The sequence below is a fragment of the Roseovarius sp. MBR-79 genome (assembly GCF_053628555.1).
Genome location: NZ_JBRJGP010000007.1, coordinates 22,303 through 48,920, shown reverse-complemented (window position 1 = coordinate 48,920; position 26,618 = coordinate 22,303). Strand labels below are relative to the sequence as shown.

Here is a 26,618-nt window from a genome sequence, read left to right as displayed (position 1 = left end):
GACAGCCCCTTTTTAACCGCTGCCCCCCGCCGTGACAGCCCCCATGCGCCGCCTGCGCGACAGAAGCGACCGCTCAGAGACCGAGCCTCGCCGCCACGATATCGTTGACGGCCTTGGGGTTGGCCTTGCCGCCGGTGGCCTTCATCACCTGCCCCACGAACCAGCCCGCAAGCTTGGGATTGGCTTGCGCCTTTTCCACCTGTGCGGGGTTGGCGGCGATGATCTCGTCCACTGCCCGCTCGATGGCGCCGGTGTCGGTGACCTGTTTCATGCCGCGCTCTTCGACGATGGCCTCCGGGTCGCCCCCTTCCGTATAGACGATTTCGAAGAGGTCCTTGGCGATCTTGCCGGATATTGCGTCGGACTTGATGAGCCGCACGATGGCCCCGAGTTGCGCCGGGCTGACCGGGCTTTCTTCGATGCTGTGATCCTCTTTCTTCAACCGCCCGAAAAGCTCGTTGATGACCCAGTTCGCGGCCAGCTTGCCGTCGCCCGCATCCGCCGCCACCGCCTCGAAATAATCGGCATTCGCGACCTCTGCGGTCAGCACCGAGGCGTCATATTCCGAGAGGCCGAATTCCAGCACGAAGCGCGCCTTCTTGGCGTCGGGCAGTTCCGGCAGGCCGGCCTTGATGCTGTCCACCCATGCCTGCTCGATCTCGAGCGGCAAAAGGTCGGGATCGGGGAAATAGCGGTAATCATGCGCCTCCTCCTTGGAGCGCATGGAGCGGGTTTCGCCCTTGTCGGGATCGTAAAGGCGGGTTTCCTGCACCACCGCGCCGCCCCCCTCGACAATGGCAATCTGGCGGCGGGCCTCATAGTCGATGGCTGCCTGGATAAACCGCATGGAGTTCATGTTCTTGATCTCGCAGCGGGTGCCGAGATGCGCGAAATCCTGCGTCTCCATGTATTTCTCATACTGCCCCGGACGGCAGATCGAGACGTTCACATCGGCGCGCAGGTTGCCGTTCTGCATGTTACCGTCGCAGGTGCCAAGATAGCGCAGGATCTGGCGCAGCTTGGCGATATAGGCGGCGGCCTCTTCAGGGCCGCGAATGTCGGGGCGGCTGACGATTTCCATCAGGCAGACGCCGGTGCGGTTCAGGTCCACGAAGGACATCGCCGGGTCCATGTCATGAATGCTCTTGCCGGCGTCCTGCTCCATGTGGATGCGTTCGATGCGCACAAGGCGGGCCACGCCGGGGGCCATGTCCACAAGGATTTCCCCCTCGCCCACCAGCGGGTGATAAAGCTGGCTGATCTGGTAGCCCTGCGGCAGGTCGGGATAAAAATAGTTCTTGCGATCAAAGGCCGACCAGAGGTTGATTTTCGCGTTGAGGCCAAGACCGGTGCGCACCGCCTGCTCGACGCAGTATTCGTTGATGACCGGCAGCATCCCCGGCATCGCCGCATCGACGAAGGCGACGTTGGAATTCGGCTCGGCCCCGACCTGCGTTGACGCGCCGGAGAACAGCTTGGCGTTGGAGGCCACCTGCGCATGCACCTCCATCCCGATCACCAGTTCCCAATCATGCGTCGCCCCGGCGATTACCTTGGGTTTGGGGGCGTCATAGGTGAGGTCCAGCATGGCGCGGCTCCGTTCATTGGCTCGGAGCGCGTTCTACGCGGCGGGGTCTGCGGGGGCAAGAGGGCGCGCACCCATCCCCATCTCCCAGAACCCCACTTCAAGCCGGGTCGCGGTGGTGAAGCGATGGACCAGCCGCGCCCATCCGGGGGTGGCGCGCGGATCTGGGCCAAGGCGGCGGGTCATGGCCCCATCAAGCAGTGCGCCCGTGTCGCGGCACACCTGTTGGTAGTCTGCCGCGCCATAGGTGGTGATCCAGTCGGCATAGGGATGGCCCGCGCCCGCCTCGGGCAAGAGCCGCGCGCCGATCTCGCCATAGCCCATGACGCAGGGCGCAAGGGCGGCCAGCAGGTCGAGGAAATCGCCCGAATGGCCCGAATCCAGCACGTAGCGGGTATAGGCGAGGTTGGCGGGGTGCTCCTCGGCGGCGAAAAGGTCCGCCTCCGACAGACCGGCTTCGGCGCAGGTGCGGACATGCAGCGCGATCTCGCCATTCACCAGCGCATGCACCGTGGCCGCGCAGGCGCGCATCTCCTCGACCGTATCGGCCTTGGTCACGGCAAGCGCCCAGGCGCGCGAGAAGTGGATCAGAAAGATGTAATCCTGCACCAGATAGCCAAGGAAGGCCGCGCGCGGCAGGCTGCCGTCGCGCAGCCCCTCGACAAAGGCGTGATGGGTATAGTCCCGCCAGACGGCCCCCGCCGCATCGCGCAGGGCAGGGAAGGTCACGCCGTAATCGCCGCTCATTGTGCGTTCACATCGAGCGCCAGGCCCGAAACGGGCGTTGGCTCGGCAATGAGGCCGCTGTCGAGCAGGAACGCCTCGAAGCGCGCATAGCGCCCATGGTCGAGCGCGGCCGGCCTTGTGGCAAAGCGCGGATATGTATCGGCCCAGGCCATGCTGTTCAGGCGGTCCTGCAATTCCTTCGAGGTGCCGGAAAAGATTTCCCAGGCTTTTTCGGGATAGTTCATGATGTATTGCGTCGCGCGTTCGGTGGCGTGCAGGAAGCGGCGGATCACGTCCGTGTCCATTCGCGCAGGGTTGGCCACGTAAATCAGCTCGTCATAAGCGGGCACACCCTCGTCCTCGACAAAAAAGCAGCGGCCCGGCACGCCCTCGATCTCCATCTGATTGAGTTCGAAATTGCGGTAGGCCCCGATCACTGCATCCACCTGTCCGGCCATGAGAGCGGGTGAGAGCGACCAGTTGACATTGACCAGATCCACCTCCGAGAGCGCGATGCCATGCTGCCCGAGGATGGCCGCAAGCAGCGCCTCCTCGACACCGGCCACGGAGAACCCGATCTTGCGCCCGCGCAGATCGGCGGTGGATTTGATGGGGCCGTCCTCGAGCACGAGCAGGCAATTGAGCGGCGTGGCGATGAGCGTGCCGACGCGGATCAGGGGCAGGCCCTCCTCGATCTGCAAATGAAGCTGCGGTTGATAGGCGATAGCGAGATCCGCGCGTCCGGCGGCCACCATCTTGGGCGGGTCCGAGGGATCGGCTGGGGCGATCACCTCCACCTCAAGCCCGGCCTCCCTGAAGTAGCCCAGTTCCTCGGCAAGGATGACGGGGCCATGATCGGGGTTCACGAACCAGTCGAGCAGCAGGGTCATCTTGTCCTGTGCCATGGCCGGGCCGGTCGAGAGGGCGAGGATAAAGGCAAGGTATTTCATTCAGTTGTCTCCTTTTGGTCGGTGCCGAGGGCGATCAATGCAATCTCTCCGTCCCAATGCGCGCGCAATCGCGCCGCCGCCTGCCATGACCGAAGGCCGGACCGGCAGGCGAGCACGGCGCGCGTGCCCTGTGGGTGGAGCGTGTCGAAATCCGGCACGCCGTGGCGCGTGGCGCGGGGCAGGGCGGGGCCGGGCTCGTCAACCCCGCGCAGATCGGCCAGCCAGTCGGTCGGCGCGACCTCTTCGGGTGCGATGAAGCGAAAACCGCCCCCCGGCTCCGGCGCGCCTTCAAAACGGAAACCGCCGAAACGGTGGCCCTCGGCGTCGAAGGTGACCAGTTGACCCAGCGGCGACGGTGCCAGCCCCACCAGAACGGCCATCGCCATCTGTGCCTGAAGCGCGCCGAGAATGCCCACCGACGGCCCCAAGACGCCATCGGCCTCGCAACTGCCCAATCTCTCGGGCAGGTCGGGGAAGACCGCGCGCAAGCTTGGTGCCCCGCCGCAGAACCCGCCGACATAGCCCGACAGCCCGACCACCGAGGCGCTGATGAGCGGCGTGTTCGCCGCAAGGCAGGTGTCCGAGAGGATATAGCTCGCTGCGAAGCTGTCGGCGCAGTCGAGCACCAGATCGGCGGCGGCGACCTGTGCCGGGGCATTGAGCGGTGTAAGCGGTGCGGTCACGGGCGCGATGCGACAGTCGCGGTTGAGCGCGGCCATATGCGCGGCGGCAACCTCTGCCTTGGGACGGCCCAGATCGTCCATCCGAAAGAGCGTCTGCCTATGCAGGTTGCTGAGCGAAACCCGGTCGCCATCCATCAGCGTGATGCGCCCCACGCCGGCACCGACCAGATATGCCAGCACCGGGGCCGCCAGCCCGCCCGCGCCCACCACCAGCACATGCCCCGCGCCGAGGCGCGCCTGCCCTTCGGTGCCGAGAAGGGCGATCTGACGCGCGTAGCGGGTCATGCCGTCACCTCGATCCAGTCCCGCACCCGCGCTTCGGGATCGGGGTTGAGCGTGATATCCGTGACCGCCGAGACTACATCGGCGCCTGCGTCAAAGGCACCCTGCGCGCGCTCGACCGACATGCCGCCAATGGCGACAAGGGGGATATCGCCGATCAGCCGCTTCCATTCGCTGAGCCGGTCAAGCCCCTGTTCACGCCATTTCATCTTTTTCAGAATGGTCGGGTAGACCGGGCCAAGCGCCACGTAATCGGGATCGTGCGACAGCGCGCGGTCAAGTTCGGCATGATCATGCGTGCTGAGGCCCAGCCTGATCCCGGCGCGGCGGATCGCGGCAATATCGGCGCTCTCCAGATCCTCTTGCCCCAGATGCACCCAGTCGCAGCCCAGATCCATCGCCACCTGCCAGTGATCATTGACCACCAGCGCCGCGCCATGGGTGCGGGCAAGGTCGCGCGCCGCCGCGATCTCTGTGCGCAGGGCCTCCCCTTCCATGTCCTTGATGCGCAGTTGCGCCAGTTTCACGCCCAAGGGCAGCATCCGGCGCAGCCAGTCGGCGCGCTCGAAAATCGGGTAGAAGCGGGGCAGGCTCATAGCAGCGCCTTTCCGAACACGGGGGTCGAGGGCGCGGCCATGTCGCGCGGCTCCATCGGGTCGGCCTCATAGGCCAGCCGTCCGGCCTCGACCGCGCGGGCGAAGCCCTCGGCCATCGCCGCCGGATCGCCCGCCTTGGCCACCGCCGTGTTCAACAGCACCGCGTCATAGCCCAGTTCCATCGCGTGCGCGGCCTGCGACGGCAGGCCCAATCCGGCGTCGATCACCAGCGGCAGGTCGGGGAAATGCGCGCGCAAGCTGCGCAGCCCATAGATATTGTTGAGCCCCAGCCCGGTGCCGATCGGCGCGCCCCAGGGCATCAGCACCCGGCATCCGGCCTCCACCAGCCGCTCGCAAAGGACCAGATCCTCGGTGCAATAGGGAAACACCTGAAATCCGTCATCGGTGAGGATGCGTGCGGCCTCGACAAGGCCGAACGGATCGGGCTGGAGCGTGTCGGCATGGCCGATCACTTCCAGCTTGATCCAGTTGGTGTCAAAAAGCTCGCGCGCCATCTGCGCCGTGGTCACCGCCTCGCGCACCGAATGGCAGCCCGCCGTATTGGGCAGGACATGAACGCCAAGCGCGCGGATCATGTCCCAGAACGCCTGTCCAGCGCGTGCGCCCCCCGCTTCGCGGCGCACGGATACCGTGGCGATGCCCGCACCCGAGCGGCGGAAGGCCTGCGCCAGGATCGCGGGCGAGGGATATTGCGCGGTGCCCAGCATCAGGCGCGATGTCACTTCGGTGTCGTAGTAGATCGGCATCTCAACCCCCTTGCCGAGGGGCGACGATTTCCACACGATCCCCTTCATTCAATCTCTGTTCCGGCCTGAGAGCGGCGGGCACGAAAGTCTCGTTCACCGCCGTAGCCACCTTGGCCCCGCCGTGGCCCAGCTCGATCAACAGCGCGTCGACGGTCGACGCGGCTGTATCCTGTGCGGTGCCGTTAACCGTGATCTTCATGGGCAAACTCCGGGGTTGTTTCGCCGCCCGCCAGCATCTCGGCGGTCATTCGCGCAAGCGCGGGCGACAGCAGAAAGCCGTGGCGAAAGAGGCCGTTGACATGGAGCACGTCGCCCTTGGCCGTGAGGCGCGGCAGGTTGTCGGGAAAGGCGGGGCGCGCGTCCACGCCGATCTCCAGCAGTTGCGCATCGGCGAAGGCAGGGTGGAGCGCGTAGGCGGCGGAGAGCAGTTCCATCACCGAACGGGTCGTGGCGCGGTGGCGTTCCTCGCTTTCGATCTGCGTCGCGCCCAGCATGTAAATTCCATCGCCGCGCGGCACGATATAGAGCGGAAAGCGCGGGTGCAGCAGGCGGACGGGGCGGCGCAGCGTCACATCGGTTGTGCGCAACACCACCATCTCACCCTTGACGCCGCGCAAGTCGGGCAGGCTGTCTTGCGCTGCAAGGCCGCGACAGTCGATCACCACCGGCCCTTGGGGCGCGTCCGTGCCTTGCACAAAGCGCGCGCCACCCTCCTGCAAACGGCGGTGCAGATGGAGCAGCGCCGCGCGCGGGTCGATATGCGCCTCAGCCTCGAAGAACAGGGCGCGGTCATGGCGCTCGGCCAGGTCCGGCTCGAGCGCGGCGAGGTCCTCAGCCTTGACCAGCCGGTGCCCGTTGGTGCGTCGGGCGAACACATCAAGCTCGCGCCGGTCGCGCTCCAGCGTGATCACGAGCGAGCCGCGCCGTGTGACCGTCACGCCCTGCGCTTCCCACCAGTCGGCGGCCTCTTGCCCCAACCGCACCACCGGTTCCTCGGCGGTGAACCCTTCGCAGAAGGGCGCGAGCATCCCGCCCGCCCACCACGAACAGGCCGCTTCACCGGGGAAGGGGGCCGGGTCGATCAGAGTGACGGCCACGCCGCGCGCCCTCAACTCGGTGGCCACGCAAAGCCCGACGACGCCCGCGCCACGGATCGTGACGGCGCGGGTCATGGCCAGACCTCGTGGAAATGATGCACCGGCCCGTGCCCGCGGCCGATATCGAGACGGTCAGCGGCGCGGATCGCGGCGTGGAGCCAGCCATGGGCGCGGGTGACGGCCTCGGACAGGCCAAGCCCCTGCGCCAGCCCCGCCGCGATGGCCGAGGAATAGCTGCACCCGGTGCCATGGGTGTTGCGCGTGGCAATGCGGGGGGCGTCAAGGCGGTGGGGTTCGACGGCCATCAGCCAGTCGGTGCAGGTCTCGCCCGCCGCGTGACCGCCCTTCATCAGAACCGCCTTTGCCCCCAGATCGCGCAGCCGCGCGCCCTGGTCCCGCATCCCGGCGTCGCTCACGGCCTCCGGCAGACCCAACAGCGCCGCCGCCTCGGGCAGGTTGGGCGTGAGCAGATCGGCGCGCGGCAGCAGATGCACGATCAGCGCCGCGCGCGCCGTCTCGGGCAAAAGCCGCGCGCCGGATTTGGCGATCATGACCGGATCGAGCACGACCGGGCCGCGATACCCGGCCAGGGCCTCCGCCACCGTCTCGATCAGCGCGGCATCGCCCAGCATCCCGATCTTGATGGCATCGACGCGGATATCATCCAGAACGGTGGCGATCTGTGCTGCCACCACCTCGGGCGGGACCGCGTGAACCGCTGTCACCGCGACGGTATTCTGTGCCGTGACGGCGGTCAGCACGCTTGCGCCATAGACGCCAAGCGCGGAAAACGTCTTGAGGTCGGCCTGAATGCCCGCGCCGCCGCCGCTGTCAGAACCCGCGATTGTCAGTGCGCACGCCACCATGCCCGCCTCCTCATGTTCGCGGAACGGCCTTCGGGCACCATCGGGGCGGAGGTCCGTTCCCTACGCCGGCATCACCCGGATCAGGTTCGATGGGTTGGCTTGGCACCTCTCAGCCCCTTGCGGGGCACCCCAACGGAATAATGGAGACGTAACACCGCGAACCGGCACCTTCAAGGGTCAGCCGCGCAGACGCAGCCCCTCGGGATCGAACGGCGGATGCTCCAGCACCCGCGCATCATCCGCGCGGCCCAGAAGCGAAACGTGAAGCGCGGTGCCGGGGGTGGCGTGTTCGGCCTTGAGATAGGCCAGAGCGAGGGATTTGCCGACCGCGTGGCCATAGCCGCCCGAACTCACCTGACCCGCGGCCGTGCCACCCGGCAGAAAGATCGGCTCGCCGCCCGAGGCATCGGCCTCGGTCGCGTCGATCTCGAGCAGGACCATGCGGTCGCGCGGCGCGTTATCGGAAATGGCGCGCCAGCTCTCGTGGTTGAGGAAGGGCTTGTCGGGGCGGATGAGGCCCGCCAACCCGCATTCCTGCGGCCAGTATTCGGGCGAATAGTCGCGCCCCCAACTGCCATACCCTTTCTCGAGCCGCAGCGACATGAGCGCGCGGCTGCCCACGGGGCCCGCGCCGATGGCTTTGCCCGCCTCGATCAGGGCCGAATAAAGCCGTGTCTGATCGGCCTCGGCGATGTGCAGTTCCCAACCCAGATCGCCGGTGAAGCTGACGCGCAGCGCGACGGCCTCGACGCCCGCCACGGTCATGCGCTGCGAGCGGAAGAACGGAAAGGCGGCGTTGGAGAGGTCCGCGTCGGTGAGGCCTTGCAGCAGGGCGCGCGATTGTGGCCCCGCGACACTGACCCCGCAGACGGCCCCGGTCAGGCTTTCGAAACGGGTGCCCTCGGGCAGCGGCACCTGCGCGAAGAAGCGCCGGTGATAGCGTTCCGCCGCGCCGCCACCGAGCACCCAGAATTCTTCCTCCCCGAGCCGCGTCACGGTGAAATCCCCCGCGATCCCGCCCCGCTTGCCGATGAGCGGCGTGAGGCAGGCGCGGCCCACCTCCCGCGGCATCCGGTTGGCGAAGAGCGCGTTGAGCCAGTCCTCCGCCCCCGGCCCGGTGACGCGGTATTTGGCAAAATTGGAGATGTCGATGATCCCGGCACGATCACGCAAGCCGCGCGCCTCGCGGCCCACGGCCTCCCACCAGGGCTGTCGGGTGAACCCGGCGCTGTCGGGAATGGCGGCGTCGAAATAGAGCGGATGCTCCCAGCCGAAGTTGAGGCCGAAGCGCGCGCCCATCCCGGCCTGCATGGCATGGATTGGGCGGGTGCGCACGGGGCGGCCCGCGGCGCGCTCCTCGCCGGGGAAATGGATCTTGAAGCGGTGCGCATATTGGTCGGCCACGCGCGCGCGGGTGAAATCGCGCCCGGCCCAGTCGCCGAACCGCGCCAGATCCCAGGCGAACATGTCAAGCGACGGCTCGCCCTCGACCATCCATTCGGCGGAAAGCTTGCCCAGACCGCCCGATTGCGAAAACCCCGGAATGATGCCGCAGCAGCAGAAATAGCCCCGCAGTTCCGGCACCGGGCCAAAGAGCGCCGCCGCGTCGGGCGACCAGATCATCGGCCCGTTGATCACCCGCTTGATACCCGCGCGCCCCACCGCCGGGACACGGTCGATGGCGCGCAGCATGTTCTCCTCGATCCGCTCCAGGTCGTCGGGGAAAAGTTCGTGGCCAAAGCCCTGCGGCGTGCCGTCCTCGGCCCAGAAGCGCATGTCGCGCTCATAGGCGCCGACAAGCAGGCCCTGACCCTCCTGGCGCAGGTAATATTCGCCGTCGCGGTCGGCGACCGAGGGCAGGCGGCGGCCCATGGCAGCGATCTCGGGAATGGCCTCGGTCACGAAATACTGGTGCTCGGTCGGGATGAGCGGCAGCGTGATGCCCGCCATCGCGGCCACTTCGCGCGCCCAGAGACCGGCGGCATTGACCACCCATGGCGTGCGGATCTCGCCCGACCCGGTGCGCACGATCCAGCTTCCGTCGGGCTGCGGCTCGGTGGCGATGACCGGCGTGTTGCGGTGGATCTCGGCCCCGCCCGCGCGGGCACCCGCCGCATAGGCCATGGTCACGCCCGAGGGATCGACATTGCCGCCATCGGGCTCGAACATGATGCAGCGGATGCCGGTGAAATCCACCAGCGGATGAAGCCGCTCGGCCTCGTCGCGGGACACCTCGTGGAAGGCCATGCCATAGCGCCGCGCCTTGGCCTCCTGCAGGCGCAGTTGCTGCACGCGCTCCGTCGTTTGGGCAAGGTAGAGGGAGCCGGGCTGGAACACGCCGCAACCCTGCCCGGTTTCGGCCTCGAGCTGGCGGTAGAGCTGCATCGTGTAATGCTGCATCCGGCTGATATTGGTGCTGTCATGCAGCCCGTGGATATTGGCCGCCGCGTGCCAGGTGGAGCCGGAGGTCAGTTCCGAGCGTTCCAGCAGCACCACATCCGACCAGCCCGCCCGCGTGAGGTGATACAGGATCGAACAGCCGACAAGGCCGCCACCGATCACGACGGCCTGGGCATGGGTGCGCATGGGGATGCCTTTCGAAGAGGGTTGGCGCGCGCGGCGCGGCATGGATTGCGTCGATGCTAGGCGCGCGCCCGGCCATGCTCGCGTGGATTAGCGACAGGGGAGAGGCAGGATGCGGCGTCCGGGGGCCGGGGGCACCAGTGTGCGGGGGGGGGATGACGACGCGCCGACTGTCGGCCCGGGGGGCTGACAGCCCCTGCTCACGCTCGCACCGGGACATGTGCCCTCATGGGCCGCGCCAGAGGGGCAAATCCGGCTTGCAGACAGAGCGCAGCACGTCGCCTGGCCGGCAGGGGCCGAACGGCCCGATTCCCCCGCTGGTGCCGTGCTGCGACTCGCCACAGGGGCCACCACGCGCCAAGCCTGCACCACTGCGGCTATCGACCCCGACGCGCCCCTTGTGGGCATTTCAGTAGCCGCGTTCGCCGCTTCGTTCCCGAACTGAAGATCGGAACCAACTGCCGTCCCTTCAGGGGCGGCTTTTTTTTAATTATGCACGCTTTATCTGTGGCATAAGCCCAATAATACTGAAATTCGCCCAGCACTTTTGCGTCAAATGGCTACCCTTCGGAGGGAAAGCCCCGTGAACGACCTTTATCCCCTTTGTTTGAAGGAAGTCAGCGACGGGAACAAAATCACGGTCCGACGAAACCAGTACAGCAACATCATAGGCATTTGCCCACGCCAAACTTATCATGTCGGCTACGATGCGGGTATCCACGCCCTTTTCTTCGGTGCCTCGCATGTCGGTTTGGCATGAGGCACAGTGTGTAGCCTCTGTCTGGCATTGTGGGCATTTCGGATAGCCCATTTTCTGTTGCCGTTCGACAAGAACGACATGAGTGCCCGGCATTTTGTCCAATGTGTTCGTGAACCAGTTTTTCAACTTGTTGTCTTGTGGTTTCGCCGGATCAAACGAGCCGTAAACATGCAACGCTTCGAAGACCACTTGCGCTTTTGGATCAACCAGCTTTCCTGCTTCTGCGGCAAAAAGCGGACCTACAGGTTTCCAGTCTACCATGAAAGCATTGTCTGCCCGACGAAGGGAAAGACTGAAATTCCAGAAGTCTACGAAGATACGAACTCTCAAGGATGGCGTAGGCTGCGGCACTATAGCTGTCATGTAGGGTCCAAAAAAATACGGGGACGCTTTCGCGCCCCCGGGGTCATTAGGTTCGGTTCACCGTTACCGACGACGCGGGCGGTTCCCCGAGGAATCGTTATAAGGCTGTATATGACGTCAACTTCTTAACAGTCAATTACTTCGTTCGAATGTAGCGAACATTTTAACGCGAAGTTGTGGTTGCACTTCGTCTTCCGGCAAGGGTGGGGTTCACGAATACGTGATCGGTTCCGGCGCGGCGGCAGGTCAAAAGGGGCTGATTTTTCGCTGTAGTAGTTCTGTAGTAGGATTTTGGCGCTTGGAAATTTCGCAACAAAATAAACAGCTTACAAACAGCTTACATATGGATGTGGCAGCCCGTAGGGGAGTCGAACCCCTCTTTCCAGGTTGAAAACCTGGCGTCCTAACCGATAGACGAACGGGCCACGCGTGGTGTGGAGGGTGATTATGAAAATCCGCATGGGGACGCAAGAGGGATTCTGAAGAATCTTTCGAAGGATGCGGCCCCGCGGTCGGGCATGGGGGCGGAGCCGGGGGAAGGTGCCGCGATCCGCCCCGCGAGAGGCGGGCAGGCGCGTGCCCTCTTCCAGCGTCGGGGGGGATGGGCTAGAGGGGCCTGACCCAAGCGAGAAGGCCCGCCATGAGACCCGTCCGCCTGCTTTCCGGCATCCTGACCGTCAGCGGCTGGACGCTTCTGAGCCGCATCCTCGGTTTTGGCCGCGACGTCATGCTGGCGAGCCTTGTCGGCCCCGGCGTGCTGATGGATGCCTTTGTCGCGGCGTTCCGCCTGCCCAACATGTTTCGTCGTTTCTTTGCCGAGGGCGCGTTCAACGCCGCTTTCGTGCCGATGTTCTCCAAGCGTCTGGAGGGGGAGGGCGACGCGATCGGCTTTGCCAGCCGGGCGCTGTCGGGGCTGGGCTTTGTCCTTCTGGTCCTGACCGGGCTGGGCATGGTGTTCATGCCGGGGCTCGTATGGCTGACGGCGGAGGGGTTCGCGGGCGACGCGCGGTTTGCCCTGACGGTCGATTACGGGCGCATCGCCTTTCCCTACATCTTCTTCATCTCGCTGGTGGCGCTGTTTTCGGGCGTGCTCAACGCGTCGGGGCGGTTTGCGGCGGCGGCGGCGGCACCGGTCATCCTCAACACGGTCATGATGGGCGCGATGGCGCTGGCGGCGTGGAAGGGCGGGCCGGTGGTCGAGGCACTGGTCTGGTCGGTGCCTCTGGCGGGGGCGGCGCAACTGGTGCTTGTCTGGTTTGCCGCGCGGCGGGCGGGGCTGGGGCTGGGGCTGGTGCGTCCGCGCTGGACGCCCGAGATGCGGCATCTGGTGCGCATCGCGGTGCCGGCGGCGCTGGCGGGGGGCGTGGTGCAGGTCAACCTTGTCGTGGGGCAGTTGGTGGCCTCGCAATACGACAAGGCGGTGAGCTGGCTTTATTCCGCCGACCGGCTCTATCAATTGCCTCTGGGCGTGGTGGGCATCGCGGTGGGGATCGTGCTTTTGCCCGATCTCTCGCGGCGGCTCAAGACCGGGGACGACACGGGCGCGCGCATGGCGCTGTCGCGCGGAGGCGAGGTGGCGCTGGCGCTGACGGTGCCCTGTGCGGTGGCGTTGATGGTCATTCCGCTGCCGCTGGTGTCGGTGCTCTTCGAGCGCGGCAATTTCGGTGCCGATGACACGGTGGCAACGGCGCTCGCGGTGGCGGTCTATGGTCTCGGCCTGCCGGCCTTTGTCATGCAGAAGATCCTGCAACCCGTCTATTTCGCGCGCGAGGACACGAAAAGCCCGTTCCGCTACGCGGTGGTGGCGATGGTGGTGAACGCGGTGCTGGCCTTTGGTCTGGCCGGGGCCGTGGGCTGGATCGCGGCGGCGCTGGCCACGACGGTGGCGGCCTGGGTGATGGTGGCGCAACTGGTCTGGGGCGCGCGCGGCTATGGCGATGTGGTGCGCTTTGACGCACAGTTTCACCGGCGGCTGTGGCGGATCGTGCTGGCCTCGGCCATCATGGGCGCGGTTCTGTGGGGTGCCGGCGTGGCGCTCGGGCCGTTGCTGGCGCTGGGGGGCTGGCGGTGGCTGGCGCTCTTGGCGCTCATTGGTGCGGGCGCGGCGAGCTATGGCATTGTCGGGCAGGGTCTGGGTGCGTTCAGCATGGCAGAGATCCGGCGGCAGATGCGGCGCTGAGCGTCACATCAGGTCACGGAGCGCGACAGGGGTGCCCGCCGTGTCGGCAAATTCCACGGCCTCGATATCGGTCAGCGTGACGGTGCCCGCCAGCCCCTGAAGGATAACGCGCGCCCCCTCGCGCCCGAAGCCGTATTCGGCGCGCACCCCCGGCAGGATCACCAGATCGCGCCCGCCGCCGCCATGGATCAGATCGTCGCCGCCGGGGCTGACGAACACATCGTCGCCCGCGCCCCCGATCATGATGTCGGATTTCGCCGTGCCCTCGATCCTCTCGCCATTGTCGCCCGCGCGCAGATAGGCCCCGTGCAAAAAGGTGCCGGGCGGGCGCGGATCGTCCCATGACGGGGCCTCGGCATTGGCCTGCATCAGGGCCTGCCAGCGCGGCGTGGCATCGTCAAGATGCCGCAGCGCGCCCCAGCTTCCCCATTTCGAGGGCTTGGCCACATCGACAAAGCCATTGAAGAGCGTGCCACCCGCCGCGCGCCACCCGCTCAGCAATTCCTCGTAGAGCGTGCCCATTTGGGGGGAGTAGTTGAATGCGGTGAAAAAGCGGGTGATCGCGTCATTCTCGACGGTCGGGCCGTGGCCCACCACATGCGTGCCGCCCTCATACATCACAAGGCTCAGGCCGTGACGCGCGGCGACCTGCGCGTGATAGGGCAGGGTGTCGCGGAGGAACTCGCCAAGCGAACCTTGCCGCAACGCCTCGGCGGCGAGATCGAAGGCCAGGTCGTCGCCATGGGCGGCGAGATAGGCCGTCTCGTCGGTCCCGGCCTCGGCGGCGCGGGCGCGGGCCACGGCGCGGCTGGCGTTCATCCAGCCCTCGATTTTGGGGATCATCGCCTCCTCGCCGAATTCGTGCCCGAAATAGCCGGTGACGGCATAGGCGTCGAACTGCTCCACCGGCGGCGCTTCAAGTTGACCGTGCTCAAGCGCCAGCGGGGCCAGAAGCATCGCCTCTTCCAGGCCCGGCCAGCCGGTATGCGTGCCCGCGACCACCACAAGCCGCTCGGGCGCATCAGCAAAGACCTCGCGCCAGATCGTGGCCATCTGCGCCGCGCGCAGCCCTGCGAACTGCATCCAGGCGCCGTCATCCTCGGTATTCCAGAGCGCCAGCGCCGCGTCGCGGGCAAAGACGGCCTGCGGGAAGATGAAATTCCACACCTCGTTGGAATATTCCACATGCACCTTGAGGCCCGGATCGAGATGGTCGCGCACATAGGTGGCAAAGGCCCGCATATAGGCGTCGTCGGCGGCGTGGGGCATGTTGACCCACGGGTCGGCCCCGATCCGGTTGGCAAGCCGCACCATGATTTCCACCGGCGCGCCGCGCCAGACCCAGGTGGCATCCTGCGGCAGGGGGCGGTCCTCCCATGCGGTCTGGTCTGACCCGTTGGTGAATTGCCAGTCCATGAAGCGCACGAGCCGCAGATCAGCCACCCGCGCCAGCCAGAGCGGGTTGAAGACCGCGCCTGCGGCATGGAGCGTCTCATGCTCTTCACGCACGATGGTGATGTCGCGCAGCGGATTGTCCCGATCGGTCCGGGTCAGTTGCAGCACCACCGGCCCGTCACCGGGGCGCGTGTCGAAGCGGATTTCGCGGGTGTCGTAGTTGTAGCGCAGATTGTCGGCGCGCCCCGTCACGCGCAGCACGCCCTCGCCCTCGTAGCGCAGCAGGTAGCGACCGCGCAGATGCACCGCCTCTTCGGGTTGATCGGTGAGGATCATGGCCTCCAGTGCGCGCGCGCCGTCGGGCAGGGCAAGCGGCCAGCCATGCGCGTCAAGATAGCCGCCCGCGCGCAGCGCCTCGGTGGAGAAGGCCCCCCATTCGGCGGCGCTGTGGCCGATCCAGGGCCGCGCGGTCTTCATCACGTCGATGAACGGATGTTGCGTGGACCAGTCCGAAAGCCCGTTGAGCCCCATGCCAAGGCTTGGATTGTCGAGCCCGATCCCCGCCTGCCGTGTCTGTGAGGCGGGCGCGCGCGCCTCGTCGCGCAGGCCAAGCGCCTGCGCGATCTCGTCTGTGATCTGCGCGTAGCGCGCGCGCACCAGCGGGTGCAGGCTGTCGGGCAGGGCAAAATCGGCGGGGGCCGGGGTCTGGTAGAGGGCGGTGTAGGTCACAAGCGCGGCGAGGAAATATTGCGTCGCCGTGCCATGGGGGGAATCGTCGGAATAGAGCGCCTCGACCGGCACATCCTCCAGAAGGCCCGTTTGCAGGCCGGAAAGCACCGAGGAAACCGGCAAGAGGGCGATCTCTGCGCCCGGGCGTTCGGCCTGCAATGTGGTGATGAAATCGCGATACCAGTCGTGATAGTCCGAAAGCGCAAAGCCGTGCCAGCGCCGCAGATTGCGCGGCGACGGAGGAAAGCGGCGGGTAAAGCTGCCCATGTCGGGCCAGCCCTCGTAGATCAGGATGGGCGCGTCGGGCCATGTCGCGCGCGCGGCGTCGATGGCGGCGAGCGTGGTGCCGAGCGGCGTGGCGCGGTCGGGGTTGTCACCGTCAAAGGGCCGGTCGGGGGCCTGATACTGGATGAAATTCGTGGGCGTCAGGATCACCGCATCCACCGGGCCGCGCGCGCGCTCCACGCCGTCGAGCGCCCATTGATCGGCCACGCCGTCGCGGGCGAAGTCGCGCAGAAAGCCCCATTGCCCCGACAGCGCGAAATCCTTGCCGCCCGCGCGGGCCAGCTCTGCCAGCCACCAGTGCACCGCCGTTTGGGGGCTGTCGGTGACATGGTGAAAGAGGCTGTTGCCAAAGACATGCACGGCGCGCGCCGCAGCTTCGGCCCGCGCGGCACCGGGCGCGAGCGCGAGCCCCGCCAAGAAGAGGACAAGCGCGGCGATCACCTGTCGAAATCCGGTCGTCATGGTGTCTCCTCGGGCAAAAGGCAGGCTTTGGGGCAGTATAGGGCGCGCCCGCACGGCTGCAAACAACCCTTCAACGGTCCGGTTTCGCCAAAATGCCACAATTGCGCTGTCAATCCCTTGGTTTTGCTGGACCTGAAGGCCGGGCTTGGGGTAGATTCCAATCAAACGGGGCGACAACGACCCCGACCCTGAGGCAGTAAAGCAGAGATACCATGTTCCCCGAGCGGTTTTCGAACCTACCGGCCTATGCCTTTCCGCGCCTTCGCGCGCTTCTCGACGCGCACGCGCCGGGGGGCGAGGTCGTGCATATGACCATCGGCGAGCCGAAACACGCCTTTCCCGAGTGGATCGTCGATATCATTGCCGAAAACGCCAGCGGCTTTGGCCAATACCCGGTCAATGAGGGGATGCCGGCGCTCTTGTCGGCGATCACCGGTTGGGTGGGGCGCCGCTACGGCCTGACGCTCGATCCCGGCACCCGCGTGATGGCCCTCAATGGCACGCGCGAGGGGCTTTACAACGCGATGATGGCGCTTTGCCCCGAAGAAAAGCGTGGCAAGCGGCCTGTGGTGCTGCTTCCGAACCCGTTCTATCAGGTTTACATGGTGGCCGCGCTCAGCGTGGGGGCGGAGCCCCTGTTTCTCAACGCCACGCGGCAAACGGGCTATCTGCCGGATTTTGCAGCGCTTTCAGCGGAGGTGCTCGACCGGGTCACGGTGGCGTATCTCTGCTCGCCGTCCAACCCGCAAGGGGCGGTCGCGTCGCGGGACTATTGGGCGGGTCTCATCGCGCTGGCGGAAAAGCACGATTTCCGCATCTTCGCCGATGAATGCTATGCCGAGATATACCGCGACAGCCCGCCCGTGGGCGTGTTGCAGGTGGCTCACGAAATGGGCGCGGACCCCGAGCGGATCGTGGCCTTTCACAGCCTCTCGAAACGCTCGAACCTGCCGGGGCTGCGTTCGGGCTTCGTGGTCGCAGGGTCGCAGAGCATCGCGCAGATGAAGCAGTTGCGCAATTATGCAGGAAGCCCCCTGCCGATGCCCTTGCAGCACGCCGCAGCACGGCTCTGGGCGGACGAGGCGCATGTGGTGGAGAACCGCGCGCTTTACGGGCGCAAATACGCCCGCGCCGACGAGATCATGGGCAACCTGCCCGGTTACCGCAGCCCCGAGGCGGGATTTTTCCTCTGGCTGCCGGTCACGGATGGCGAGGCGGCGGCGCTCAGGCTCTGGCAGGAGACCGGCGTGCGGGTCCTGCCGGGGGCCTATCTGGGACAGGAGGCCGGGGGCGCGAACCCCGGTCACGGATATATCCGGGTGGCTCTGGTGGCCCCCGAAGACGAGATGGCGCAAGGGCTGATCCGCCTGCGCGACTGTCTTTACGGTTGAGCGAGGGTGAGCAGGAAAATGGCATATCAGACACGCGGGCGCGAGCCGCTCTTTGACAGCACCACCGCCGAGGCGCTTGGAAAGCGCGGCAAGGAATTGCTGGGTCTGGCGCTTCTGGCGCTGGCGCTCGTGGTGGCCGCTGTGGTCTGGTCCTACAGCCCGACCGACCCAAGCTGGATGGCCGCGACCGATGGGCCGGTCAGGAACTGGCTGGGGGCCGCCGGGGCCGGGGTCGCCGCGCCGCTTTTCATGATCATCGGCTGGGGAGCCTGGGGCTTTGCGCTGGTGCCGGGGGCGTGGGGCCTGCGGCTGGTGCTGCATCGCGGCGAGGAGCGGGCGACCGGGCGGCTGATCTTCGCGCCGGTCTGGCTGGCGCTTTTGTCGATTTATGCCGCGACGCTGATCCCCGGTGCGGAATGGGCCACGCATCACAGTTTCGGACTGGGGGGGCTCTTTGGCGATACCATCCTCGGCGCGCTTCTCGGGCTTTTGCCGTTCGAGGCTGGTCTTGGCCTGCGGCTCTCGTCGCTGGTGCTGGGGGCGGTGGTTCTGGTGGTCGGGGTCTTCGTGCTGGGCTTCAGCGGCGCGGAACTGCGCCGGACGGGGCGGTTCCTGCTGATCGGGGTCGTGATGAGCTATGCCGCGTTGCGCGCGGGGCTTGGCCGGGGTGCGGGTGGTCTGGCGCGGGCGGGGCAGGGGATGCAGGCGCGGCTGGCCGAGCGGCGCGCAATGGCGGCGGTGGCACCGTCCGTTCGTGTGGCAACCGACCGGCCCGACGCGCGGCCCGAGCCCATGCTGAGCGGGGCGCGCGTGCGCCGCGCTGACGCCCTGCCCGTAGCCGCCCCGGTGGCCGAGAAGCAAGGCGGGCTGCTCGCGCGGATGCCGTCGCTTCTGCGCAAGCCCGAGGCGATGCCCGCACCGGAACTGGTGGAACGCGAGGCGCATGATGCCGAAGCCCCCACCGATGACCGTATCCGCGCGCGTATCACCGACGCGATCCGCACCCGCGTGCGGCAGAACCCCGCTGTGCAGGTCGAGAGCGTGGCCCCCCTGACCAAGGGGCGCGGGCGCGGTCCCGATCCGCTGATCTTCAAGCCCGTGCCGCGCGCGCCCTTGCCGCCCGAGCCGCCGCTGACCGCGCGGCAGGTCCCGCTTGCCGTGCCGCCCGCGCCCGAGGTCCATGACGAGCCGTTGATCGAGGACGATTTCGACGAGGAATATGATTTCGCGCCCGAGACTGCCCCGCCGCTGCGCATCCCCGTCCCGGAGACGCGCAAGGTGGTGCAGCACACACCGCCGAAACCGATGGCCCCCTCGGCGCGCGCCATGGCCGAGGCACAGCCCGCGCTGCCCTTTGCACCCGAAACGCCGGATTATGAACTGCCGCCGCTCTCGCTTCTGTCTGACCCCTCCAACGTCACGCGCCATCACCTCAGCGACGAGGCGCTGGAGGAAAACGCGCGGATGCTGGAAAACGTGCTCGACGATTACGGCGTCAAGGGCGAGATCGTGAGCGTCCGCCCCGGCCCCGTCGTGACCATGTATGAGCTGGAACCGGCGCCGGGCCTCAAGGCGAGCCGGGTGATCGGCCTCTCGGACGATATCGCGCGGTCGATGTCGGCGCTTTCGGCGCGGGTCTCGACGGTGCCGGGGCGGTCGGTGATCGGGATCGAACTGCCCAATGACAACCGCGAGATGGTAAGTTTCCGCGAGATCCTGTCGAGCCGCGCCTATGGCGACGGCAATCAGAAGCTGCCGCTTGCCCTGGGCAAGGATATCGGCGGCGATCCGATGGTCGCCAACCTCGCCAAGATGCCCCACCTGCTGATCGCCGGGACCACCGGTTCGGGGAAATCCGTGGCGATCAACACCATGATCCTGAGCCTGCTCTACAAGCTCAGCCCCGAGGATTGCCGGCTGATCATGATCGACCCCAAGATGCTGGAACTCAGCGTCTATGACGGTATCCCGCATCTGCTGTCGCCTGTTGTGACCGACCCCAAGAAGGCGGTCGTGGCGCTCAAATGGGTGGTGGCCGAGATGGAGGACCGCTATCGCAAGATGTCCAAGATGGGCGTGCGCAATATCGACGGCTATAACGGGCGCGTCGCGGATGCGCTGAAGAAAGGCGAGATGTTCTCGCGCACGGTGCAGACCGGCTTTGACGACGAGACCGGCGAGCCGGTGTTCGAGACCGATGAATTCGCCCCCGAGAAGATGCCCTATATCGTGGTCATCGTCGATGAGATGGCGGACCTCATGATGGTCGCGGGCAAGGAGATCGAGGCCTGCATCCAGCGTCTGGCGCAGATGGCGCGGGCGTCTGGCATTCACCTCATCATGGCCACGCAGCGCCCCTCGGTCGATGTCATCACCGGCACGATCAAGGCCAACTTTCCGACGCGGATCAGCTTTCAGGTCACCTCCAAGATCGACAGCCGCACCATTCTGGGAGAGCAGGGGGCCGAGCAGCTTCTGGGGATGGGCGACATGCTCTATATGGCCGGGGGCGGCAAGATCACCCGCTGCCACGCGCCTTTCGTGTCGGATGAGGAGGTGGAGGAGGTCGTCACCCATCTCAAGGCTTTCGGGCCGCCGGAATACGTGGGCACCGTGCTGCAAGGCCCGGACGAGGACCGCGCCGAGAGCATCGACGCCGTGCTTGGCCTCGGCTCCGGTGGCGGGGCCGAGGGCGATGACGCGCTCTACGATCAGGCGGTGGCGATCGTGGCGAAGGACCGCAAATGCTCGACCTCCTATATCCAGCGCAAGCTGGCCATCGGCTACAACAAGGCCGCGCGTCTGGTGGAGCAGATGGAGGATGAGGGCGTGGTCAGTTCCGCCAACCACGTGGGCAAGCGCGAGGTGCTGGTTCCCGAGCCGCAATAGCGGCGGGCCTCACACCGCCACCGCCTTGCGCACCATGTCCCAATAAAGCGCCTCGACTTCGGCGAGGCTCAGCCGCCCGCGCGCGCGGAACCAGGTGTTGACACCTGTCAACATGGCAATGAGCGCCATCGCCGCGATGCGCGGCTCGGCCGTGGCAAAGACACCCTCGGCCACGCCCCGCCGCAGGATCGTCTCCAGCCGGGTCTCATAGTCGCGGCGCAGCCCTTCGATCACCGCGAAATTGTCGGGCTCCAGATTGCGCAACTCCATGTAGGAGACAAAGACCGCATCGGCGCGGCTTGTGTTGAAGCGGATGTGGAAGCGGGTGAAGGTTTCCAACGCATCGCGCGCCGTGCCATTCGGCGCGCAGTCATCCCAGGCCGCCAGCAGATCCTCCATATGCGCGCGCATCAGGTCGAAAAGCAGCGTCTGCTTGTCGGGCGTGTAATTGTAGAGCGCGCCCGCCTGCACGCCGACCGCGCCCGCGATCTGGCGCATCGACACCGCCGCATAGCCGTGGCGCGCGAAAAGCTGCAACGCCGCCTCGCGCACACGCGGGCCGGTGATGTCGGAATGTGAGCCTTGGGTGCGTGCCATGCCTCCGGTTTAACTGAACGCGCGTTCAGATCAAAGCCCAAGCTTGCCCCCGGCCGCGCAGGGTGGCAAGAAAGGGCGTTGCCGCGCCGCGAAGGGTCCGTTCATGCGCCTTGCCCCTGCCGTTCTGTTCCTGAGCCTGCTTGCCGCCTGCGCCGACCCCTATCCGCACGCCGATCCGGCCACGATGGACAAATCCGCGCCCTATCCCGACCTCGTGCCCGCCGAGACCATCCGCGCCCGCGTGCCCGAGGCGCGCACCGCACCCGAGGCGCAGGCCGATCTTGACGCCCGCGCCGAGCGGTTGCGCGCGCGCGCCGCCGCCTTGCGCCGCCCCGCCATAGACGGCGAGACGCGCACGCGCATGCAGGCCGGTGTCGGCGGCTGAAACCTTGGCCTCGGGTGCCCAAGCCGCGTTGCATGGCCGCCGCGAACCCGTTACATCGCGCCGCAAGTAACGCATGAACGAGGATCGGAGCGCCCCCATGACCACCCCCCTGCGCCTTGGCATTGCCGGGCTTGGCACTGTCGGCACCGGCGTGGTGCGCATCGTGCGGCAGAAGGCAGAGCTGTTGCAGGCGCGCACGGGTCGCCCGATCACCATCAGCGCGGTCTCGGCGCGCACCCGCGACAAGGATCGCGGCGTGAGCCTTGCGGGCTACGCCTGGGAGGATGACCCCGTGGCGTTGGCGCGGCGCGAGGATGTGGACGTGTTCGTGGAACTGATGGGCGGCTCTGACGGACCCGCCAAGGCCGCGACCGAAGCCGCCATTGCAACCGGCAAGGACGTGGTCACCGCCAACAAGGCGATGCTCGCGCATCACGGGCAGGCGCTGGCGATGGCCGCCGAAGAGGCTGGCCGCGTGATCCGCTTCGAGGCCGCCGTGGCGGGCGGCATCCCGGTGGTGAAGGCCCTGACCGAAGGGCTGGCGGGCAACGAGATCACCCGCGTGATGGGCGTGATGAACGGCACCTGCAACTATATCCTGACGCGGATGCAGGCCACCGGTCAGGGCTATAACGCGCTCTTCGAGGAGGCCGACCGGCTGGGCTATCTCGAGGCCGATCCCAATCTCGACGTGGGCGGCATCGACGCGGGGCATAAACTCGCCTTGTTGTCGGCCATCGCCTTTGGCTGTCAGGTGGATTTCGACGCGGTGGCGCTGGAGGGGATCCAGTCGATCACGCTCGACGATATCCGCCGCGCCGCCGATATGGGCTACCGGATCAAGCTTCTGGGCGTGGCGCAGATGACGGGGCGCGGGCTGGAACAGCGCATGTCCCCCTGTCTTGTCCCGGCCGCCAGCCCGCTGGGACAGTTGGAAGGCGGCACCAACATGGTCGTGCTCGAGGGCGACGCGGTGGAGCAGATCGTGCTGCGCGGTCCGGGTGCCGGCATGGGGCCGACCGCAAGCGCGGTCATGGCCGACGTGATCGACATCGCGCGCGGCACGCGCCTCTCGACCTTCGGGCAGCCCGCCGCGACGCTTGCCCGCTGCACGCCGGCAAGCTGCGCCACGCCCGCGCCTTATTACCTGCGCATGGCGCTGGTGGACAAGCCGGGCGCGCTGGCCAAGGTGGCAACCTGCCTTGGCGAGGCCGGTGTGTCCATCGACCGGATGCGGCAATACCGCCACGACGATGCCGCCGCCCCGGTGCTTATCGTCACCCACAAGACCAACCGCGAGGCGCTCGACACCGCGCTCACCGCCATTCGCCGTCTCGACGTGCTGGCCGCGGCCCCTGTCGCGCTCCGGATCGAGCATGTCTGAGGCGCGGCTTGTGCGCCCGCCCGCCGCTCTCTAGTTTTTTCACAGCCCATTCAGCAAGGATCGCCCCATGAGTTCCGACATCGCTTTCAACGACCGCATGCTTTCGCTGGGCCTTGCCCGCGTGGCCGAACAGGCGGCGCTTGCCTGCGCCGATCTGATCGGGCGCGGCGACGAGAAGGCCGCCGATCAGGCCGCCGTCAACGCCATGCGCGAACAGCTCAACATGCTCAATATCAAGGGCGTGGTGGTGATCGGCGAGGGCGAGCGTGACGAGGCGCCGATGCTCTTCATCGGCGAGGAGGTGGGCACCGGCGACGGACCCGGCGTCGATATCGCGCTCGACCCGCTCGAGGGCACGACGCTGACCGCCAAGGCCATGCCGAACGCGCTGACCGTGATCGCCATGGCCCCGCGCGGCACGCTTCTGCACGCGCCCGACACCTATATGGACAAGCTGGCCATCGGGCCGGGATACCCCGAGGGCGTCGTGTCGCTGGAGATGGGGCCGCGCGAACGGGTGGAGGCACTGGCCGCCGCGCGTGGCTGCCGTGCGTCCGAAATCACCGTCTGCGTGCTGGAGCGCCCGCGCCACGAGGCGATGATCGCCGAATTGCGCGAGACGGGGGCGGCGGTTTATCTCATCACCGACGGCGATGTGGCGGGCGTGATCCATTGCGCGGAATCCGAGCGCACCGGCATCGACATGTATATGGGCACGGGCGGCGCCCCCGAGGGGGTGCTGGCGGCCTCGGCTCTCAAATGCATGGGCGGGCAGATGTGGGGGCGGCTGGTCTTTCGCAACGAGGACGAGCGCGCGCGCGCGGCGAAGGCCGGGATCACCGATTTCGACCGGGTCTATGCCCGCGACGAGATGGTGACAGGCGACGTGATCTTTGCCGCCACCGGCGTCACCGATGGCTCGATCCTCAAGGGCGTGCATCGCCGTCCCGGATTTGTCGAGACCGAAACGCTGCTGATGCGCTCGCGCACGGGATCGGTGCGGCGCATGATCTATCGCAGCGCGCGTGACTGACCCCGCGACAAGGCAGGGGGCGCTGCCCCCGTCGCCGCAAGCGGCGACTCCCCCGGGATATTTCGGGCCAGAAGAAACCCGGGCGCGGACATGACGGCCTATCTCGGCGTCGAGACCTCGCTGACCGGGCGGCGCTGGATCGGGCCGGGGATAGAGGTCGAGCGGCAGGCCGAAGCGATGGCGCAGGCGACCGGGCTGCCGCGCGCGCTATGTCAGACGCTGGCGCGGCTGGGCGTGCCGGTGGACGGGGCCGAGGCCTATCTCAGCCCCACCCTGCGCGACCTCTTGCCCGATCCGCGATCCTTGCGCGACATGGAGGCGGCGGCGGCGCGGGTCCTGCGCGCGGTGGCGGGTGCCGAGCGGATCGCGGTCTTTGCCGATTACGACGTCGATGGCGGGGCCTCGGCGGCGCTTCTGATCGACTGGCTGCGGCGGATGGGCGCGGCGCGGCCCACGCTTTATATCCCGGACCGGATCGACGAGGGCTATGGTCCGAACCCGCCCGCGATGCGCGATCTGGCGTCGGGTCATGACCTGATTATCTGCGTTGATTGCGGCACGCTGAGCTTTGATGCCCTGGCGGCGGCAAAGGGCGCGGATGTGGTGGTGCTCGATCACCATCTGGGGGGCGAGACACTGCCGCCCGCGCTCGCCGTCGTCAACCCGAACCGGCAGGACGAATCGGGCGATCTGGGGCATCTGTGCGCCGCCGGCGTGGTCTTTCTGATGCTGGTCGAGGCGGGGCGGCAATGGCGCGCGACAGGACGGACGGGGCCGGACCTGATGGCGCTCCTTGATCTGGTGGCGCTGGCGACGGTGGCGGATGTGGCCCCGCTGGTGGGGGTCAACCGCGCCTTCGTGCGGCAGGGGCTGCGGGTGATGGCGCGGCGGGCGCGACCCGGGCTGGTGGCGCTCTCGGACGTGGCACGGCTCGACAGCGCGCCCGCCGCCTACCATCTGGGTTTCGTGCTCGGGCCGCGCATCAATGCGGGCGGGCGGATCGGGCAGGCCGATCTGGGTGCCCGCCTCTTGGCCACCGACGACCCGGACGAGGCGCGCGCGCTTGCCCTTCGGCTCGAGGCGCTCAACGAGGAGCGGCGCGCGGTCGAGGCCGAGGTGCGCGCCGCCGCATTGGCGCAGGCCGAGGCGCGGGGGTTTGACGCGCCGCTGGTCTGGGCCGCGGGCGAGGGCTGGCATCCGGGCGTGGTGGGGATCGTGGCGAGCCGTCTCAAGGAGGCGGCGAACCGCCCCGCCGTGGTGATCGGGCTGGAGGGGGCCGAAGGCAAGGGCTCGGGTCGTTCCATTTCGGGGGTCGATCTTGGTCATGCGGTGCAACGTCTGGCGCGTGAGGGGGTGCTGCTGAAGGGGGGCGGGCACCGGATGGCGGCCGGGCTGACCGTGGCGCGCGACCGGCTGGAGGAGGCGATGGCGCAGCTCTCGGGCCTGCTGGCGCGGCAGGGTGCGGGCACGGGCGGCCCGGCCGGGCTGCGGCTTGACGGGGTGCTCATGCCGGGGGCCGCGACGGTGGAACTGATCGAGCGGATCGAGGCCGCGGGGCCGTTCGGGGCGGGCGCGCCGGGGCCGCGCCATGTGTTGCCCGATTGCCGGATCGGCTTTGCCAAGGTTCTGGGGGCTGCGCATCTCAAGCTTCGTCTCGATGACGGGATGGGGGCCACGCTTGACGCCATCGCCTTCGGGGCCGCCGAGGGGCCGCTCGGGGTGGCGCTGCTGAACCATGGCGGCGCGCGGTTCCATCTCGCGGGGCGGGTGGAGATCAACCAGTGGGGCGGGCGGCAGGTGGTGCAGCTGCGCCTCGAGGATGCAGCACCCGCCGCGATGCCCTGAGCATATCAGCCGGAGCGATGAACGTGCGGCGCGGGTGCGCGGTGGATCTTGACAGGGTTTGCCATATTAGTTAGGATTCCTATTTGAATGGAGTCCCCGTCCGATGTCCGGTCCCTCGCAACAGATTGCCGTCGCCCTTGGACGTCTTGCCCTCTTCTGGCGCGGGGCGCTTTGGCAGGCGGTGGCGGAGCGCGGCCTGAACCCGGCTCAGGCAGAGATCCTCGGCTATCTGGCGCGGCGGGGCCCGTCGCGGCAGGTGAGCCTGGCCGCCGCGCTTGGGGTGAGCGCGGCCAGCCTGAGCGATTCGGTGGCAAGCCTGATGGCCAAGGGTCTGGTTGCGCGCCACCCTGACCCGAGGGACGGGCGGGCGGTGCTGGTGGCGCTGACCGAGGCGGGCACGAAGGTTCACGCAGCGCTGCCGGAGGCGCCCGCGCCGCTTCTGGGCGCGCTCGAAGAGCTTGCGGAGGCAGAGGCGGGCGCTGCGCTGCGCACCCTGTCCACGCTCATTCGGGCGTTACAGGAGGCACGCGCAATCCCGGTGCAGCGCATGTGCGTGACCTGCGCCTATTTCCAGCCGCACCGGCACGCGGAGGCAGCGGCCCCGCATCATTGCGATTTCGTGGATGCGGCGTTTGGCGATGCGGCGCTGCGCATCGACTGCGTTGACCACGAAGAGACCACGGAAGCGAGACGCGCCATCATCGCCGCCCGTCTGGCGACCGTGGGATGAGGCGGGTCTTCGGGCGGCGGCCACCGTCCGAAGACCCTGTTGCAACCCCTGATGGG

The 26,618-nt window shown here is 67.3% G+C and carries 21 protein-coding genes, 1 tRNA gene and 1 riboswitch; of the genes, 8 read left to right on the top strand and 14 right to left on the bottom strand.

Annotated elements, in window-relative coordinates:
* Positions 1 to 73 precede the first annotated feature (73 nt).
* From gatB to ACSSV8_RS08785, 12 genes are all read right to left on the bottom strand, one after another.
* On the bottom strand, positions 74 to 1,588 hold the full coding sequence (gene gatB, locus ACSSV8_RS08840) for an Asp-tRNA(Asn)/Glu-tRNA(Gln) amidotransferase subunit GatB (protein ID WP_454282186.1): 1,515 nt from the start codon (positions 1,586 to 1,588) through the stop codon (positions 74 to 76).
* Positions 1,589 to 1,621: 33 nt separating this feature from the next.
* The gene (tenA, locus tag ACSSV8_RS08835; RefSeq protein WP_454282185.1) at positions 1,622 to 2,332 is read right to left on the bottom strand and encodes a thiaminase II; all 711 of its coding nucleotides are present in this window, start codon (positions 2,330 to 2,332) and stop codon (positions 1,622 to 1,624) included.
* A complete protein-coding gene (locus ACSSV8_RS08830; RefSeq protein WP_454282184.1) occupies positions 2,329 to 3,261 on the bottom strand; it encodes an ABC transporter substrate-binding protein in 933 nt (310 codons plus the stop codon). The genes tenA and ACSSV8_RS08830 overlap by 4 nt, the downstream gene beginning before the upstream one ends.
* The gene (locus ACSSV8_RS08825) at positions 3,258 to 4,229 is read right to left on the bottom strand and encodes a ThiF family adenylyltransferase (protein WP_454282183.1); all 972 of its coding nucleotides are present in this window, start codon (positions 4,227 to 4,229) and stop codon (positions 3,258 to 3,260) included. Before ACSSV8_RS08825 ends, ACSSV8_RS08830 begins: the two co-directional genes overlap by 4 nt.
* Positions 4,226 to 4,822: a thiamine phosphate synthase gene (locus tag ACSSV8_RS08820; RefSeq protein WP_454282182.1), complete on the bottom strand. Its 597-nt coding sequence runs from the start codon at positions 4,820 to 4,822 to the stop codon at positions 4,226 to 4,228. The genes ACSSV8_RS08825 and ACSSV8_RS08820 overlap by 4 nt, the downstream gene beginning before the upstream one ends.
* Positions 4,819 to 5,589: a thiazole synthase gene (locus ACSSV8_RS08815; RefSeq protein ID WP_454282181.1), complete on the bottom strand. Its 771-nt coding sequence runs from the start codon at positions 5,587 to 5,589 to the stop codon at positions 4,819 to 4,821. Before ACSSV8_RS08815 ends, ACSSV8_RS08820 begins: the two co-directional genes overlap by 4 nt.
* 1 nt (position 5,590) lies before the next feature.
* The gene (thiS, locus tag ACSSV8_RS08810; protein ID WP_454282180.1) at positions 5,591 to 5,788 is read right to left on the bottom strand and encodes a sulfur carrier protein ThiS; all 198 of its coding nucleotides are present in this window, start codon (positions 5,786 to 5,788) and stop codon (positions 5,591 to 5,593) included.
* Entirely contained in the window at positions 5,772 to 6,761 is a 990-nt protein-coding gene (locus ACSSV8_RS08805; RefSeq protein ID WP_454282179.1) for an FAD-dependent oxidoreductase, read from the bottom strand. Before ACSSV8_RS08805 ends, thiS begins: the two co-directional genes overlap by 17 nt.
* Positions 6,758 to 7,552 carry a bifunctional hydroxymethylpyrimidine kinase/phosphomethylpyrimidine kinase gene (gene thiD, locus ACSSV8_RS08800; RefSeq protein ID WP_454282178.1) on the bottom strand — a complete coding sequence of 265 codons (795 nt, stop codon included), beginning with the start codon at positions 7,550 to 7,552 and terminating at the stop codon, positions 6,758 to 6,760. Before thiD ends, ACSSV8_RS08805 begins: the two co-directional genes overlap by 4 nt.
* A gap of 40 nt (positions 7,553 to 7,592) precedes the next feature.
* Positions 7,593 to 7,694, bottom strand: a riboswitch (TPP riboswitch).
* Positions 7,695 to 7,729: 35 nt separating this feature from the next.
* Positions 7,730 to 10,138, bottom strand: coding sequence for a GcvT family protein (locus ACSSV8_RS08795; protein ID WP_454282177.1), 2,409 nt, complete (start codon positions 10,136 to 10,138; stop codon positions 7,730 to 7,732).
* 487 nt (positions 10,139 to 10,625) lie between these two features.
* Positions 10,626 to 11,258, bottom strand: coding sequence for an NYN domain-containing protein (locus ACSSV8_RS08790; RefSeq protein ID WP_454282176.1), 633 nt, complete (start codon positions 11,256 to 11,258; stop codon positions 10,626 to 10,628).
* A gap of 350 nt (positions 11,259 to 11,608) precedes the next feature.
* Positions 11,609 to 11,683 (bottom strand) — tRNA-Glu (locus ACSSV8_RS08785).
* Between the two features lie 215 nt (positions 11,684 to 11,898).
* On the opposite strand from ACSSV8_RS08785, the gene murJ reads away from it, so the two are divergent.
* Positions 11,899 to 13,437 (top strand): murein biosynthesis integral membrane protein MurJ, encoded by a 1,539-nt coding sequence (gene murJ, locus ACSSV8_RS08780; protein WP_454282175.1) that lies wholly within the window; start codon positions 11,899 to 11,901, stop codon positions 13,435 to 13,437.
* 3 nt (positions 13,438 to 13,440) lie between these two features.
* Here the strand turns inward: murJ and ACSSV8_RS08775 are convergent, their stop codons facing one another.
* The gene (locus tag ACSSV8_RS08775; RefSeq protein ID WP_454282174.1) at positions 13,441 to 16,308 is read right to left on the bottom strand and encodes a calcium-binding protein; all 2,868 of its coding nucleotides are present in this window, start codon (positions 16,306 to 16,308) and stop codon (positions 13,441 to 13,443) included.
* A 212-nt stretch (positions 16,309 to 16,520) separates the two neighbouring features.
* Here ACSSV8_RS08775 and ACSSV8_RS08770 point away from each other — a divergent pair, with 212 nt between their 5' ends.
* Both ACSSV8_RS08770 and ACSSV8_RS08765 read left to right on the top strand, forming a co-directional pair.
* Positions 16,521 to 17,699, top strand: a complete 1,179-nt coding sequence (locus tag ACSSV8_RS08770) for an aminotransferase class I/II-fold pyridoxal phosphate-dependent enzyme (RefSeq protein ID WP_454282173.1) — start codon at positions 16,521 to 16,523, stop codon at positions 17,697 to 17,699.
* Between the two features lie 18 nt (positions 17,700 to 17,717).
* Complete coding sequence (locus ACSSV8_RS08765; protein ID WP_354537858.1) at positions 17,718 to 20,588, top strand: DNA translocase FtsK; 2,871 nt, start codon at positions 17,718 to 17,720, stop codon at positions 20,586 to 20,588.
* A 9-nt stretch (positions 20,589 to 20,597) separates the two neighbouring features.
* Here the strand turns inward: ACSSV8_RS08765 and ACSSV8_RS08760 are convergent, their stop codons facing one another.
* Positions 20,598 to 21,185, bottom strand: coding sequence for a TetR/AcrR family transcriptional regulator (locus ACSSV8_RS08760; protein ID WP_454282172.1), 588 nt, complete (start codon positions 21,183 to 21,185; stop codon positions 20,598 to 20,600).
* A 103-nt stretch (positions 21,186 to 21,288) separates the two neighbouring features.
* On the opposite strand from ACSSV8_RS08760, the gene ACSSV8_RS08755 reads away from it, so the two are divergent.
* From ACSSV8_RS08755 to ACSSV8_RS08735, 5 genes are all read left to right on the top strand, one after another.
* Positions 21,289 to 21,570 carry a hypothetical protein gene (locus ACSSV8_RS08755; RefSeq protein ID WP_454282171.1) on the top strand — a complete coding sequence of 94 codons (282 nt, stop codon included), beginning with the start codon at positions 21,289 to 21,291 and terminating at the stop codon, positions 21,568 to 21,570.
* Between the two features lie 97 nt (positions 21,571 to 21,667).
* The gene (locus ACSSV8_RS08750; protein WP_454282170.1) at positions 21,668 to 22,954 is read left to right on the top strand and encodes a homoserine dehydrogenase; all 1,287 of its coding nucleotides are present in this window, start codon (positions 21,668 to 21,670) and stop codon (positions 22,952 to 22,954) included.
* A gap of 67 nt (positions 22,955 to 23,021) precedes the next feature.
* Positions 23,022 to 23,987 (top strand): class II fructose-bisphosphatase, encoded by a 966-nt coding sequence (gene glpX, locus ACSSV8_RS08745; protein ID WP_454282169.1) that lies wholly within the window; start codon positions 23,022 to 23,024, stop codon positions 23,985 to 23,987.
* 90 nt (positions 23,988 to 24,077) lie between these two features.
* Entirely contained in the window at positions 24,078 to 25,832 is a 1,755-nt protein-coding gene (gene recJ, locus ACSSV8_RS08740) for a single-stranded-DNA-specific exonuclease RecJ (RefSeq protein WP_454282168.1), read from the top strand.
* Positions 25,833 to 25,935: 103 nt separating this feature from the next.
* Entirely contained in the window at positions 25,936 to 26,562 is a 627-nt protein-coding gene (locus ACSSV8_RS08735) for a MarR family winged helix-turn-helix transcriptional regulator (protein ID WP_454282167.1), read from the top strand.
* The last annotated feature ends 56 nt before the right edge of the window (positions 26,563 to 26,618 follow it).